We start from the raw sequence: 14351 nt of genomic DNA, 5'->3' as shown, positions 1-14351 counted from the left end.
CTTATAAATCTTCAAGAGTAGTAAAAATGAACAAAGAACGTATGAATCAAGAAATTAGAAATGCAGACCAAGTAATGGTAGCTATGACAAGACTCGATCCAAAAATATATGCAGCAGCAGAACGTATATTTGATGGAATGAAAGCCGTTTCTGGAGCGGACTTTTTGAAAGCATTTGACACATCTGTTTTATTACTAATGAACAAAGTAGGTGACCCAACAAAATATGCTGTAGCCATGAAAACTTCAATTGCCAGTGATGTCATTCTTTCATTGTTTCTCATACCTAAAAATCAGGCGACATTTGCGTTATTCGATCAAGAAAGCATCAAGTCAGATGAGGCAAAAAAGCTCATTCAATCCCATGCGGATGCTAAACACGTATATAACGAACTTCAGCCTCACGAAAATACAATTCCTACTTATGAAGATTATAAAAATTTACTTTCAACATGTGCTGATCAGGAGACGGTCAAACAACTTCTCTTTCACTCAAGTGGGAGTGAGGCGCCCATTGAAATCTTGACGGGTGAATTTTTACCTGTGATTAAGAGAGCACCAAAGGAGTTGGGCTCTGGAAGTATTCATAAAATTAGAGCAGCTATCCACAGTTGCGACATCGATGAGCAGGCGGGAAAGGCAACCATTATCTGGGCCGAGGACCCCAGCGCAATGGCTCTAATAAATCTAATAGGACGAAAACTGAAGTTCACATTCGATCCAATTGCAGACCCGCAACTGGGGAAGCTGCTGCAACTTGCTGCGGCGACAGAGGTTAATTTTGAAATGAACGTCACGATAACGCGATCGCTTGAAAGATTTGATCAGAAGTCAGATCGCATAAATATTGGGGAATTAATTCGTGTGCTCGAAACGGAGCGCCAGATAAGACGACGGTTACAAGAAATCCAAACGGCTTACTTGCTTGAAGAGGACGCCTCCCTTGTTCAGTCGCCACTATTGTGATTTAGGAACTACATTCTCTCTTCTGACGGAAGTGAGTGCGTTAATGTTATCCCTTATCGACGATCAAGCTAATGAAATGTAAACCCGATATGGTCATAATGCGCAACGTGTATTTATGACCGTTTGACTGCCAAGCTCCATAAAGGGGACAGTCAATTGGTGACTTTTTCATCACATTTCTGACATTTGCGGTATCGAATTCTGAGACCGGTCTGCAGCGCAAGCCGACGACTGCCGGTGCCCGCTTCCGGGCAGCCTAATTTTGTTATTTTGGATGCTGTCCAGCGGCAATTCGCTGGTCGTCGTTTATCGCCAGAGCAATACAATGAAAGCTGTCTGCTCAACGGGGATCCCAGTTTCGTTGCTGTCCGGCGTTTGGACAGCGGAACGATCATGACAGGCAGCGTTCCGTAGACCTTACCTGTATCCCCATTAGAAACTGTTAGCAGTCTATTACATAGAGCCCATTTGTTATTTGCGCTTGGCATAAATCTCAATTTCTTCAACGGGAAGCGGCCTGCTGAACAGATACCCCTGGTACGCATGGCAGCCCAAACTAGCCAGGAAATCCCGTTGTCCCTCGGTCTCAACGCCCTCGGCGATCACGGTTAAACCCAGGCTCTCGGCCAGCGCAATCACCATCTTGGCTATTGCAGCATCATTGGCGTCAACCAGAATGTCACGCACGAAACCCTTATCGATCTTGAGTTGATCAAGCGGGAGTCGCTTCAAGTAAGAAAGCGATGAATAACCGGTGCCAAAGTCGTCCAACGAAAAGCTCACCCCTCGCAGCTTGAGTGCAGTCATTTTGGCGATGATGCCCTCCACATCAGACACTAATATGCTTTCGGTCAGTTCGAGTTTGAGTCGCTTGGGATTCGCACCTGTGCGCTCAATGACCGCCAACAACTGTTCTACGAAGTCAGGTTGGTAGAACTGTCTGGCACTGACGTTCACGGCCACCGTGAGATGAGCCAACTCCAGGTCCTCGCTCCAAAGGGCCAGTTGTGTGCAAGCTGTTTCCAAAACCCAGTTTCCTAACGGCAGGATCAATCCGCTCTCTTCGGCCAGAGGGATGAATTCGGCAGGTGACACCATGCCGCGCTGGGGGTGCAGCCAACGCACCAGCGCTTCAACCCCGGTGATCTGCTCGCCATGGACGTGCGCCTGGTAGTAGAGGTGGAACTGACCCTGTTGCACCGCCATGCGCAAATCCGCTTCCAGTGCTGCATGAACGGTCACCACTGCTTGCATCTGTGCATCGTAGAAACGCAAGGTATTGCGGCCCGCCTCTTTGGCTTGGTACATGGCCCGCTCAGCTCGTTTGAAGGGCTCGCATTTGACCTCGATTTGGGCACCGCCAAACAGCGTGACGCCAATACTGGCGGCTGCACGATGCTCCGACTCGTTGAGTTGGAATGATTGCTCGAACGTTGCCAGTATTTTTTTGCCGACGAGCTCGGCCTGGGTCGTAGCTTCCACCGCGTTTTCACTCAGATCAACCAGCATCACCATGAACTCATCGCCGCCGATCCGGGCCACCGTGTCGCCTTCGCGCACACAACTCGGCAGACGTTTTGCAACCTGCTGCAGCAGCAAGTCACCCAACTCATGACCTCGCGTGTCATTGAGCGTCTTGAATTGGTCAAGGTCGACCAGCAGCAAGGCGCCATATTTCTTGTTTTTAAAATTTGCGGCAATCGCTTGCTCCAGGCGGACAAGGATCAAGCGGCGATTGGGTAAGCGCGTGAGGCGGTCATAAAACGCCAAGTCGTTGATCTCCATCCGAACGACCAGAGCCCCTATTACTGTTACACAGTAGCCAACAATGCCCCATGCAAGTGGGTGAACATGCCAATCAAAGAGCGGTACGTCATTATTTGAACTCGAGAGAATGATGGCGCTGAAGCAACACAGAAGAACTATTGAGAAAATTGCAATTAAACGGATCTTGGGTGGGCGGTGGTCTCTCCACCTTCCGCTCAGTGTGAGTTCACCCCATGGAGCGCCCAGCACAAGCGCCAATTGGAATATAGCGACTGCACCAGAGGCAAGAGTAAAAAGTTGAGTTGCGTATTGGGTCATCGAAAACAGATACTGCAACATGTGAAAGATGACGCTGATTCAGGAATTCAATGCCATGGGCGGGAGATACCCGACGTTGAGATTGATGTCGAATAGGGATGTTCTGAACCAGCTTGTCGTGGCCATGGCCACAAACTATGCGCCTACTGCTGACGGCTAAGAAAGGGGAAAGTAGCTATTCGTAGCCATCGGGTAGACATTGCAAGTTTTTGACGGCCAGACAGAAGCGCTAACTGCTTTCTCACTTGCGAATAACCCTACAACCATTACCTGAATCGGCTAGAGAAGGTTCTTGTCGAAGAAGGCCGTAATCTCGACGGCAATTTGCTTCAGGAACGCATTACGATCAAAACCCGGCGGGTCCGCGGCGACGTCGCCGTCCGGGCTTGGGATGGACATGCTGGGCACATCCATGAAGGCAAAGTGCCAGGCGTTGGGCACCCGATGCAGATTCGGCGCAGGCAGATTGCTGGCGACCCACTCGGCATGAAATCGTGGCACCAGGAAACGATCGAACTCTGCCTCGTAGATCATGGTTGCCGTCCTAACCGTGGCGAGCGATTCGGCGGAGAGCAGCACACCCGTCGGGGCCATCGCGACGATCGCCCGAACGCGCTCGTCCTTGAGAGAAAGCGTGGCCGTTGGTAATGGCTGCATCGCGTCCCCCGAGCGTCCCATACCGCAGAAGATCGGGTCTTCGGACGCTTCGGCCAGGCAGTGCTGCTTCATGCGGGATAAATCCGGCCTGGCTCCCGCCAACGCCAGCACCGTGTAACCGCCGGCCGAGTGCCCAAGCGCACCCACGCGAGGCCCTTGGCTGTCGGTCGCAATCCGATCCTTCCATGCTGGATTGGCCAAGATCGCGTCGATGACCCGGGAAGCTTGCCGCGGCCGCTCGTCAAAGTAGCGCTCAGGGCTTTTCTCGATCAGAGACCGATCCTGCCAGTTGTCGCCAGGATGGCGGAGTGCGGCGACCAGATAACCGTTGCGGGCAAGGGATTGCGCCAGGACGCTGTGCCCGAGCTCGCTGCCGCCGATGCCATGACTTAGCAGGATCAGCGCCTTGACCTTGTCAACGGGCTTGCCGCCAATTGCGACGTCAAGCGCGAATGGTCCCATTACGATGGCTCGCTGCGCGGCCATCGTCGGGTAGTACAGCGCGACCGTCGTCATAGGCGCATCCGGTGTCGTACCAGCGGTCTGAATCTGCATCCAGCCGGCCTCGTAGGCGAACGCGTGTCCTGCGACGAGTAGTGTGGCCAGTGAGGTCAGGATGCGCCGAAGATGGTTGGTCATTTGCTATTCCAGATGGTGTTGGAGTTGTCAGGCACGAAGTTTAGGCAAGGTATCTCTTCTGGTCACCCTACCAAAGTATGGTTTTTTGCTCCCGCTGTAATGCGGCGTGCACTTATAGCAATTTCAATTGCACTGCCCGTGCAACCGCTTCGGTCCGCCGTTGAACGTCCAGTTTGGAAAAGATATTCTGGTTGTGCCACTTGACCGTGCTCAGTGACAAAAACAACCGTTCGCCGATTTTCTGGTTGGAATGGCCTTCCTGAATCAGGCGGAGAATTTCCAATTCGCGATCGCTGAAGGTGCCAAGAGGCAAGTGGGATGAGGTGGCTGTAGCAGGCTCAGCGACACGTTTCTCTTGAGTCGCCTGCGTGCCGAACGCGTCCAGTAGCTGTGAAACATATGGTGCGATCCCCGTTTCATGCGTCAGCTGACTTAGCAGTGTTTGAATAGGTGCGCCCTCATCCACAAAGAGCCGGATAGACCCTTGAGATTGCGCTTTCGTCACGCACTCGTGCAGCAGTTGCCGGGCCTTGTCAACTTGTCCGATGGCATGGTGAATGACGACCTGCACCACCATGGCCTTGAGCGCATCTTGCGAGCGGAACTCTGCTTCCATAGTGCCCCTGAGGACTTCGATAGTCCGCAATGCATCCAACCCCTTGCCCTGTGCCAATAGTGTTCTGGCAATGCCTGCGGGATGCTGATGTGCGCGTGCCAAGTCAGCCGCTTTTTCTAGGTCGCCGCGTCGCAGCATCTGCAGCACCCGCAAGTCGGTCGCTTCTCGCTGGCGATCGGTCAATTGCCCCGCTTTTGTCAGCCCATCGGCTCGGGCGAGCAGGGCTTCGGCCTCCATGTGCTCTTGTTTGGCGCTCAGCAGGCGCGCGCGCAGCAGATCAGCCCCAATTTCGGATCTGTTTTTAGTCAGGACGACAAGCTCGCTACACAGTAGCGCAAGTGACTCAGCCTCGTCCAGGGTGTTCCAGTCGTAAAGAATTTTGGCCAACCCAAGATGGGCCTCGAAACCCAGCACATGGGTTGGGTCGCCAATCATTTTTATGACCTCGCGGTAGGTGGCAGCCGCAGAATGGAGTTGGTAATCAGTCGCTTGAATACCGGCCAAAGCGGTTGATGCGACCGCGGCAAACATGACATTTCCAGAAGATAAACCCGCGCCGATCACTTCAGAGAACGCCGCACTAGCCTTGGCCCGCTCACCGCGAAACATTTGGGCGACCCCCAAGGCGCAATGGGCGGCGGTACGGGCGGGGCGACTCTCAAGGTTCAATAGCGCCAATGCTCGGCTCGCATGGTCATAAATCGCTTCAGCCTCGTTCCGGTATACCGCCAGCCAGGCCCGAAGGACTGCAATTTGGCCAAAGGTGTCCGTGGTCGATGAATCTTGCGGGTCACTGGACATGGCGGCTTCAGCACCCGACAACTTCTCTTCAATCTGGCCTGGTTGGCCGGAAAACAGCAACGACCAGGAGAATACCACCCAAAGGAACGGGTTGCTGTCCAAAACTGTGGTCGTCAAAGATGAAAGCCATTGCACTACAGGCGCGGTCACACCACGAAAGTACAGGGGCATGCCATTACCTTCGATCAACCGCATGGCGCCCGTAATATCGTTTGCCAGAGTAGCTTGATGGAAGGCCTCAACCTCCATGCCCTGGTCCTCATACCATTGGCTGGCACGGCGGTGAAGTGGCGCAGCGGATTCTCTTTGACCTAGACGTTGACGCAACAGGTCGGAAAACAAATGGTGATACCGATACCACCGTCGCTCGGAGTCCAAAGGCACGATGAATAGATTGGCAAGACCCAACTGATTCAGGACTTGTTCCCCACCGTGGCTTTGCAATACCGCATCACACAGGGGGCCACACAGTCGATCCAGCACCGCAGTACGAAGCAAAAAAGACTGAACATCGTCGGGCTGCTGATGCAAGACTTCTTCGATCAGGTAGTCTTGCACGAAGTGATGGCTACCCGAGAAAGACGCGATGAAGGTCTCAGGGTCCTGGTGCATCTTGAGCGACATGGCCGCCAATTTCAAACCCGAAATCCATCCCTCTGTGCGCGTTTCCAGGGCGTGGATCTGGGTCTTGGAAAGACTGATATTACTGACTTGATTGAAGAACTCATTAGCTTCTTCCAACCCAAAACGGAGGTCCTGTTGACGAATCTCTGCCACTTGCCCGTTAACGCGCAACCTCCCCAACGGAATTTGGGGCTCCTCCCGGCTGACGACGACCAGGTGTAACTGCGCGGGCATATGGTCGATCAAAAACACTAGGGTTTCGTTGACGCCTGCACTGGCCGCCAGATGGTAGTCATCCAGCACCAGCACCAGCTTGCCGGGAATCTTCGATAGCTGATTCACCAACAAGGTCAAAACAGTCGCTGCCGAGGCGGGCGGAGAGCCCCTCAACAAAGCCGCCAAGCCGGAGCCAACGGTTTGAGAAATCACCTCCAATGAAGCAACCAGGTATTCGAGAAAACGGTTGGGATCGCGGTCATCAACGTCGAGCGATAGCCAGGCGCTTGGGTACGGGCAATCCTGAGCCCATTGGCTAACCAAGGTGGATTTCCCGAACCCTGCAGCCGCGCACACCAGTGTCAGCTTACTCAAGAGGCCCTCGTCCAGACGTTTGGTCAGGAATGGGCGAGAAATGTCATGGGCTGGACGGGGCGGCGCGAAGAACTTGGTGGCCAGTAGGGCTGTTGACATAGGGAACCTATCCAGGCGCGAAACGACGCAGGTTTGACCCTGAAAAGGCGTCAGGTGCATCAAAGTGCATGCAGAACCATACCTTAGTACGGTTACAAAAGTGGGCTCCGTTCATAAACTCCTTTGATGAAAAACGCCACGCAAATCGACTGGAAGGTACCGCTGGTGCTACTGGTTATCAGCGCAATCCCCTTAGCTGCTGGAATTGCTCGCCTGGTGGGTCTTACCGGCAATCCAGAGATCAGCACCGAGAACGCCCGATTCGTGGCGGCACCCTTCCCTGTGATTGTGCATGTCCTTAGCGCGAGCTTGTTTTCAATATTAGGCGCTTTCCAGTTTTCTTCTGGGCTACGCCAACGAAACCCCGGATGGCACAGGGTCTCGGGGCGCATAGTGGTTACAAGCGGAATCTTTACTGCACTGACGGGTTTGTGGATGACGGTCATGTACCCAATTCCACCCGAATTGCAGGGCGGTTTGCTTTGCGCAGTGCGCGTTTTCGTGAGCGTTGCAATGCTGCATTCTATTTTTCTGGCGGTGGCCGCGGTCAAACAAGGCGACATTGCCACGCACCGTGCCTGGATGATTCGCACTTTTGCACTGGGTCAAGGTGCTGGCATGCAAGTCGTGGTGCTTTTGCCCTGGATGCTTCTCATCGGTCAACCCAGCATGTTGCAACGTGACGTGCTGATGAGCTTGGCATGGCTGATCAATTTGCTTGTCGCAGAGATGGCCATCCAAAGGTGCTCGCCACGAAATTTGAGTTTGTATAGAGGAACCACATGAAAAATATTCTCATCGCCACAGTGGCGGCAAGCATGCTTGGTGCATGCGGATTCATGACGCCGACCAAACAATATGCCGGAGACGTTCAGGGTACAACTGGCATTGCAGTCATCAAAGGCTTTATAGGGAAGCCGTTTTCCGATGACTTCCATACAACCATTCGGGGCTACTCAAAACTTGACACCACGGGGCCAGGCGAAGAGAAGCAGTTCGGTATACCTGGTTTTACGGATTACCCGAGAGAAATTCAGGTACTGGCTGGAGAGTACAAAGTTCAGGTCTATTGCTTTAACGGCTTTACGAGCTACCGACCCAGCAAGACCCTGTTGTTGCTGGTGGGGGAAACCTACTTGTTGAAGTGCGAAGTTCGCGACGGTCAAGCCTTAGTCGATATCCACACCAGCGATACCTACTAAACCTTATCGCTCACTCTTTTTTGTCCAACTACTTTTACCACTTTCAATCATGAAACTTTTACCGAATTCTGAGTCACTCATTGCCCGCGCCATACGACTGCTATTTCTTGTATCTGTGACTGGCCTGGCGGCCTGCTCGACCATGCAAGCTACCGACACCGGGTTCTTGAAAAATAGAAGCGAGATGATGACCTCGAAAGATGGCAGCACGGCCTACTATCGATCCCCTACTCCCGTAGACCCACATCAGGTCCGCTCTATTTCGGTTGAATGGGCCATGCCAATCGATGCAGGGGTTCCTGAGAATGAAAGAGCACGATTAATTTCTACGCTGAAAACAGCCATTTCCAGGGAAGCCGAAGCGCTGCCGCGAAGTGCAGGCGGACACCCGGTGGTTATCCAGGCAGTCATCACCCGAGTCGAGTCTGTGAACCCTGCGTTGAACGTTTTAACATCCGTGTTTTTGACAGTGCCTCTTGATCGTGGCGGTGCTGCCGTGGAAATTCAAGTCTTGGATGCACAGACGCTACAACCACTCGCAAGCATGGCGCATGCCTATTTCGTCCCAATCACTGAATTCAAAGCTAGGTTCTCGGCATTGGCAGCGGCTGAATTGGCGTTGAATGCAGCTGCGGTCGAACTGGCAAAACTCCTTAGTGAAAAAAGTTAGGTTTCCCAGTGCGGATTTTCTCATCTCGCTGTCGTTGACGCTTATTTCTTTAGCTGTATCCGCACGGGATCAGTCGGGGGACATCACACCCGACATCTATGAAACCGCTACAACTTACGTTCTCGCGCATGAAATTGATGAGATGCTATCTAAGTATTTCAACCTCGGAGAGCCAGGCGCAACCGTCATTGTTTCGCAGCGCGGCATCATCTTGTTCCGCAAAGCCTATGGGGTGGCGAATGCAGAGACGAAAGTACCACTGCAACCAGAACTTCCCCTGCGCACGGGCTCTGTTACGAAGCAATTTACCGCCGCTGCAATCATGTTGCTTGCCGAGCAAGGCAAGATCTCTTTAGCGGACGAGATCGGAAGCCATATCCCCGACTATCCTGAGTATGGCTGTCACATCACCATTGAAAATCTGTTGACGCATACGTCCGGTATCCGAAATTACACGGAGTTGCCGCAATTCGGTTCTGTGTTGGAAAAAGACGTGAACGTCGATGATGCCATAGCATTTTTTAAGGATACTCCACTCCAGTTTCAGCCGGGTCAACGCTTTTCGTACAGTAATTCCAACTATTTTTTACTCGGAGCAATCATTGAAAAGGTGTCCGGTATCAGCTACCAGGATTTCATGCAGCAGCAGATTTTTCAACCCCTTCAAATGCACAGTACCGAGATCGAAAGCGCTGCGAGTCCTGTTGCTACTGCCATTGGTTACACGCGAGGCAGAAATGGGATCATCAAAGTGCCCTATTACAGTATGAGTTGGCCGTTTGCGGCGGGGGCCATGCGCACCAGTGTTGACGACCTTGTGCGCTGGGACAATGCCATCACAAATGGAACGCTCCTTAGACGCAAATCCTGGGACCTGATGGCCAGAGATCACACTCTAAATAGTGGCGGCCATACTGGCTACGGCTTTGGATGGTTCATTCGCGGACTCGGTGGTAGCAATACGCTTGAACACGGCGGTGATATTGGTGGTTTCAGTGCAGCCACGTTGCGCTTCCCAAATGAGGAATTATTTGTTGCCGTCCTGGCCAACAGTGATTTCCATGAGTTCGCACCGGACACGATCGCTGAAAAAATTGCGCAAATTATTTTGCGCCATTAGCGCAGCCTGACCAGCGTTTGGGAAAGCGAATATTGGCGACCCAACTCTTAGACAAGAATTATCTCTCGCCAATTTGCTTCTTTGCCTCATTCAAGTCTTATCGGAAGACTTTCTGCTGAACGAAGACAGGTCATTGCTTCTCTTTTTACTGATCTTGTCGCGCATGGTCACAAACTCTTCGGCCGCCGAAGGATGCAGAGCCACGGTCTCATCGAAATCGGCTTTGGTGGCACCCATGTGGATGGCGATGGCCAGGCCCTGGATGATCTCCGGCGCATCGCTGCCCACCATATGGGCGCCCAACACCCGCTGGCTCGCACTGTCCACGATGAGCTTCATGAGGGTGCGTTCGTCACGCCCCGACAGGCTGTGGCGCATGTTTTTGAAGATGCTAGTGTAGACATCAATTTCGCTGCACTGAGAAAGTGCCTGCTCCTCGGTCAGTCCTACGGTACCTACAGGCGGTTGGCTGAACACCGCAGAAGGCACGGTAGTCAGGTCTGTTGCTATGGGTGTGGGGCCAAACAGCGTTTTGGCAAGTGCCACGCCCTCACGGATGGCTACCGGGGTCAGCGCGATGCGATGAGTGACATCGCCAACGGCGTGAATACTGTCGATATTGGTTTTTCCATACGCATCCACTTTGACACCGCCGGAACGATCTATGGCCACGCCAATGTCGTCCAAGCCAAGGCCTTGGGTGTTGGGAATTCTTCCCGTGGCATACAGGACCGCATCTACCGCTAGGGAAGAGTCACCCGAGCTGGCAAAGCCAACAGAGAGCGAGCCATCAGGCAACCTTTCCAGTTGGGCCACATCCTGGTGCAGCAACACCGTGATGCCCTTCTTGACCATCTCGGCCTGCAAATGCGCACGAATGTCTTCATCGAAGCCGCGCAAGACCTGATCGCCCCGGTAGCACAGGGTCACTTGCGCGCCCAGCCCATGGAGAATGCCCGCAAATTCCACCGCGATGTAGCCACCGCCAACGATCAGCACGCGGCTCGGCAAGTCGGGCAGATCAAACACTTCGTTGGACGTGATGGCGTGTTCTATTCCCGGGATCTGCGGCAGGAACGGGGTTCCGCCGGTGGCGATCAGGATGTGCTCGGTGGTAATGCGCTGGCCGTTTATCTCCACCGTGTGGGCGTCCACCACGCGGGCAGTTCCGTACAGGGTGATCACGTTCGAGCCGACCAGATTGTCTTCGTACCGAGCACTTAAGCGGGATATCTCTTTGTCCTTGGCTGCAATCAAGCGGGGCCAGGAAAATTCAACGGGCGGGACGCTCCAGCCAAACCCGTTTGCATCGGCAAAGTCCTCTGCAAAGTGCGCCGCGTAGACCAACAGTTTCTTGGGCACGCATCCGCGAATGACGCAGGTTCCCCCATAGCGATAGCTCTCTGCGATGGCGACGCGTGCGCCGAGGCTGGATGCGATACGCGCAGCGCGCACGCCACCGGAACCGCCACCGATCACAAAAAGTTGGTAGTCATAGGGGTTCATTGTTTGTCTCCGATTAATGTTGATTGGGGATGCGTTGAATGCGTAGCGCGACTGCCAGCTGCTTCGCACTGCGAACGATCCGGGACGCAGACTGCACCACCGCATCTTGCCAACGGTCGTTGCCCTGTTGCGTTTTGGTATCTTCCCAAATCAGATCGGTGCTTTTGCCGGTACCCACTGGCCATGATTCGATGAGCACTCTTTGCCTGGCATCTAACGCCAAGCCCTTGCCGGGACCCATCAATATGTCGCCCGGCTCAATCTCTGGGCACCAGCGCAGAGGCGGTAGCTCCGTGGCAGGACGCAAACTGACCCAGGCCCTTCCGGACGTGACGCGCAGTAAGCCCGTTGTTTCAGGATAAATAAATTGTGCCTTGCCTCGGATCATGGACCACGAAACAGAAGGCGTTGGTTTGTAGGTATCGAGATGCACGCTGGGCTCCTGATGTTGGCTAAGACCCCGCAGAGGCCGTATGAATTGCATTGCCTGCGAACTGCAGTATTGGGCATGTCTGCATCGTATTTCCCTGGCACCCATTGCGGAAGGCGCGCTCTCTGCATTTCATGGATGCAGTTGACGCCTCATCAAAAGCATGGGGTCGCCACTGCAGTGGATACAGCGATGGGAATGGTGCACAAGCTTGCCCTTGCTCATTCAACGTGCACGACCTCCTGTGTGTTTTTCACTTCCACGATGGCTTTGATGGTGAGCGGCAGACCCTTGCGAAGTGCGCTGACACCAATGACCGAGCGTGCATGCACGCCCGCAGGTCCAAACACCTCGACCATCAGATCTGAAGCACCGTCCAGAACCCAGGCATGATCCTCAAATGCTGGTACGGCGATCAGGAAGCCATGGACTTCGACAATGTGCTTGACTAGGTCGAGGGACCCGAGATGGTCCTGAATCACTGCAAGGATTTCCAAACAGGCGGATCGTGCAAAGGAATAGCCCTCCTCCGCTGAAAACTCGCGACCCAGTGGCCCCTTTATTGCCACGCCCTCAGTGGGTGACGGTCCCTTGCCCGACAGAAACAGGAGGTTTCTGGATCGGACTGCGGCCACGTAGTTGCCTGCCGGCGCGCTTTGCGCAGCATGCGCTCCAGACCAATCGGTGGACGGCCGTTGCCTGCCTTCGGATAGTGGGGCTCTATGACTGCGCACAACGATGCCCATGGGACGATGGCCTCCATCGTCTTCAGGAACTCATCGCGCCGGGTGGGCTTACGGCAGTTCTCAAACGATTGGTCAGCCGCCATGGCCAGGGTTTGTTGCTTCATTGGTGCGCCCTCTCGGAGTTACACACCAACATGCAAGTCGTAGGCCAGCTTGGACTTATTCATCGTTGCCTTAGGTGAGATCGCTTGCACAAGAAAGTTCAAGGCATTCCAGAGCCGCATGCATCGCAGCGGGTCCGGGATTGACCTGCAAGTGACCAGGTTCTGCGGGTTTGATCAGCAACTCAAGATCAGCTGAAGCCACAAGACAAGCCGACATGGCGTGAAGAGATTGACGCAGGGCTGCCAATCCCAAGGAGGCACGCGGAGAGGCGTTCCACAACGCAATGGGCTTGCCTGCAAACACACCACTGGAGACCATCCAGTCGAGTGCATTTTTCAAGACACCGCTGATGCCGTGTGCGTATTCCGGGCTGGCGAGCAGCAACGCATCAGCGCGGCCAATGGCCGTTCTCAAGCGTTGAACTGAAGGTGGTTCATTCTCTTCAAGGTCTGGATTGAAAAGTGGCAAGTGGGCCAACTCTTCGAAAATCTGCAGGTGAACGCCTTCGGGTACACAGGATTGCGCCATGCGAAGCATCGCAGTGTTTGTGGACAAGGCACGCAAGCTTCCCGAAATGGCCAGGACGTTGAAGGCAGCCATTGGCATTACGCAAACGCATCGACCAGACGGCCGATCAAACCCAGTCCCGTCGCACGAGAAATATTGACAACCTGCGCCGAACCTTGAGAGGAAGACGCGACAGACGATTGCAACGCAGTTCCCTTGTCGGCACTTGCGATTCTGGACTCGATGCTCCGAATCTGGGTTTGCAGGTTTTGGATGATCTGCTTTCCCTCAGGCGTCTTGCTGGACGGGCAGGCTTGCCAGTCACCCAACTGTTGGATGCACCTGGCAAGCTTGTCATGCAGTGCCACAGACGGCTTCCCGTCCGTCGCGCCTTGGAGGGTGCCAGCAGATGAAATGGTCGAAACAGATGCCATCGAAGCGATTGAGTCTTTGAAGATGCACCGGTTCCCGATCTGCGATTGCTGCGGCCAATGGAGTGGCTGTAGCAATCGCAGTCGGTACCGACAGCAGCCCTTACTTCTTCGTTTCATCCTTAGCTACGCATGGGAATGTCCAGTCCGCGTGCGACCGCTGGCCTGGCAACGAAGTGGTCCAGGCTGCGCAGCACACAGGGAAAGTCCTGCATGCCCACCAGGTCAGCGGCGTTGTAGGAGCCGACCAGGTTGCGCACCCAGGGGAAGATGGCGATGTCAGCGATGGTGTAGGTGTCGCCCATGATCCAGTCGCGTGTTGCCAGGCGCTGATTCAATACGCCGAGCAAGCGTTTGGACTCCGCCACATAGCGGTCTCGCGGGCGCTTGTCCTCAAACTCTTTGCCCGCAAACTTGTGGAAGAAGCCGAGTTGCCCGAACATCGGGCCAATGCCTCCGATCTGAAACATCAGCCACTGGATCGTCTCGTAGCGCTGGGCAGGGTCGGTGGGCAGCAACTGCCCGGTCTTCTCCGCCAGATAGAGCAGGATGGCGCC

The 14351-nt window shown here is 54.1% G+C and carries 14 protein-coding genes and 1 pseudogene; 5 read left to right on the top strand and 10 right to left on the bottom strand.

All coding sequences use genetic code 11. The features are described 5' to 3' along the window. Positions 1-26: 26 nt before the first annotated feature. Positions 27-965 carry a hypothetical protein gene (locus tag WCG50_RS06355; protein WP_336898740.1) on the top strand — a complete coding sequence of 313 codons (939 nt, stop codon included), beginning with the start codon at positions 27-29 and terminating at the stop codon, positions 963-965. 471 nt (positions 966-1436) lie between these two features. Here WCG50_RS06355 and WCG50_RS06350 read toward each other — a convergent pair whose 3' ends face one another. From WCG50_RS06350 to WCG50_RS06340, 3 genes are all read right to left on the bottom strand, one after another. Further along, positions 1437-2750, bottom strand: coding sequence for a bifunctional diguanylate cyclase/phosphodiesterase (locus WCG50_RS06350; protein ID WP_336898739.1), 1314 nt, complete (start codon positions 2748-2750; stop codon positions 1437-1439). A 579-nt stretch (positions 2751-3329) separates the two neighbouring features. After that, on the bottom strand, positions 3330-4346 hold the full coding sequence (locus WCG50_RS06345; RefSeq protein ID WP_336898738.1) for a dienelactone hydrolase: 1017 nt from the start codon (positions 4344-4346) through the stop codon (positions 3330-3332). A 112-nt stretch (positions 4347-4458) separates the two neighbouring features. Beyond that, on the bottom strand, positions 4459-7077 hold the full coding sequence (locus tag WCG50_RS06340; RefSeq protein ID WP_336898737.1) for a LuxR C-terminal-related transcriptional regulator: 2619 nt from the start codon (positions 7075-7077) through the stop codon (positions 4459-4461). A 126-nt stretch (positions 7078-7203) separates the two neighbouring features. Between WCG50_RS06340 and WCG50_RS06335 the strand changes: the two genes are divergently transcribed. From WCG50_RS06335 to WCG50_RS06320, 4 genes are all read left to right on the top strand, one after another. After that, positions 7204-7863, top strand: coding sequence for a DUF2306 domain-containing protein (locus WCG50_RS06335; protein WP_336898736.1), 660 nt, complete (start codon positions 7204-7206; stop codon positions 7861-7863). Beyond that, on the top strand, positions 7860-8279 hold the full coding sequence (locus tag WCG50_RS06330; protein ID WP_336898735.1) for a hypothetical protein: 420 nt from the start codon (positions 7860-7862) through the stop codon (positions 8277-8279). Before WCG50_RS06335 ends, WCG50_RS06330 begins: the two co-directional genes overlap by 4 nt. A 142-nt stretch (positions 8280-8421) precedes the next feature. Continuing rightward, a complete protein-coding gene (locus WCG50_RS06325) occupies positions 8422-8949 on the top strand; it encodes a DUF3313 family protein (RefSeq protein WP_336898734.1) in 528 nt (175 codons plus the stop codon). Next, entirely contained in the window at positions 8936-10069 is a 1134-nt protein-coding gene (locus tag WCG50_RS06320; RefSeq protein ID WP_336898733.1) for a serine hydrolase domain-containing protein, read from the top strand. The genes WCG50_RS06325 and WCG50_RS06320 overlap by 14 nt, the downstream gene beginning before the upstream one ends. A 90-nt stretch (positions 10070-10159) precedes the next feature. On the opposite strand, the gene gor is transcribed toward WCG50_RS06320, so the two are convergent. The 7 genes and pseudogenes from gor to WCG50_RS06285 all read right to left on the bottom strand — a co-directional run. After that, on the bottom strand, positions 10160-11575 hold the full coding sequence (gene gor, locus WCG50_RS06315) for a glutathione-disulfide reductase (RefSeq protein WP_336898732.1): 1416 nt from the start codon (positions 11573-11575) through the stop codon (positions 10160-10162). Between the two features lie 13 nt (positions 11576-11588). Next, positions 11589-12008, bottom strand: a complete 420-nt coding sequence (locus tag WCG50_RS06310) for a DUF2917 domain-containing protein (RefSeq protein ID WP_336898731.1) — start codon at positions 12006-12008, stop codon at positions 11589-11591. Positions 12009-12226: 218 nt separating this feature from the next. Next, on the bottom strand, positions 12227-12751 hold the full coding sequence (locus WCG50_RS06305) for a RidA family protein (RefSeq protein ID WP_336898730.1): 525 nt from the start codon (positions 12749-12751) through the stop codon (positions 12227-12229). Then, positions 12664-12855 (bottom strand): annotated as a pseudogene (locus WCG50_RS06300) (IS5/IS1182 family transposase); the annotation flags it as partial. The pseudogene WCG50_RS06300 and the gene WCG50_RS06305, both read right to left, overlap by 88 nt. A 70-nt stretch (positions 12856-12925) precedes the next feature. Then, positions 12926-13456: an NADPH-dependent FMN reductase gene (locus WCG50_RS06295; RefSeq protein ID WP_336898755.1), complete on the bottom strand. Its 531-nt coding sequence runs from the start codon at positions 13454-13456 to the stop codon at positions 12926-12928. Positions 13457-13461: 5 nt separating this feature from the next. Continuing rightward, on the bottom strand, positions 13462-13797 hold the full coding sequence (locus WCG50_RS06290; RefSeq protein ID WP_336898729.1) for a hypothetical protein: 336 nt from the start codon (positions 13795-13797) through the stop codon (positions 13462-13464). A gap of 119 nt (positions 13798-13916) precedes the next feature. Then, positions 13917-14351: glutathione S-transferase C-terminal domain-containing protein (locus WCG50_RS06285; protein WP_336898728.1), on the bottom strand; the 435-nt coding region annotated here is incomplete at its 5' end.

It is taken from the genome of Rhodoferax sp. (assembly GCF_037143375.1).
Classification (GTDB): domain Bacteria; phylum Pseudomonadota; class Gammaproteobacteria; order Burkholderiales; family Burkholderiaceae_C; genus Rhodoferax.
This window is presented reverse-complemented; position numbering and strand designations above follow the sequence as displayed.

Bases quoted from the DNA above. Each gene is read 5' to 3' on its own strand.
- WCG50_RS06355 (WP_336898740.1), top strand. From the start codon at position 27: ATGAACAAAGAACGTATGAATCAAGAAATTAGAAATGCAGACCAAGTA.
- WCG50_RS06350 (WP_336898739.1), bottom strand. From the start codon at position 2,750: ATGGAGATCAACGACTTGGCGTTTTATGACCGCCTCACGCGCTTACCC.
- WCG50_RS06345 (WP_336898738.1), bottom strand. From the start codon at position 4,346: ATGACCAACCATCTTCGGCGCATCCTGACCTCACTGGCCACACTACTC.
- WCG50_RS06340 (WP_336898737.1), bottom strand. From the start codon at position 7,077: ATGTCAACAGCCCTACTGGCCACCAAGTTCTTCGCGCCGCCCCGTCCA.
- WCG50_RS06335 (WP_336898736.1), top strand. From the start codon at position 7,204: ATGAAAAACGCCACGCAAATCGACTGGAAGGTACCGCTGGTGCTACTG.
- WCG50_RS06330 (WP_336898735.1), top strand. From the start codon at position 7,860: ATGAAAAATATTCTCATCGCCACAGTGGCGGCAAGCATGCTTGGTGCA.
- WCG50_RS06325 (WP_336898734.1), top strand. From the start codon at position 8,422: ATGCAAGCTACCGACACCGGGTTCTTGAAAAATAGAAGCGAGATGATG.
- gor (WP_336898732.1), bottom strand. From the start codon at position 11,575: ATGAACCCCTATGACTACCAACTTTTTGTGATCGGTGGCGGTTCCGGT.
- WCG50_RS06305 (WP_336898730.1), bottom strand. From the start codon at position 12,751: ATGGGCATCGTTGTGCGCAGTCATAGAGCCCCACTATCCGAAGGCAGG.
- WCG50_RS06295 (WP_336898755.1), bottom strand. From the start codon at position 13,456: ATGGCTGCCTTCAACGTCCTGGCCATTTCGGGAAGCTTGCGTGCCTTG.
- WCG50_RS06290 (WP_336898729.1), bottom strand. From the start codon at position 13,797: ATGGCATCTGTTTCGACCATTTCATCTGCTGGCACCCTCCAAGGCGCG.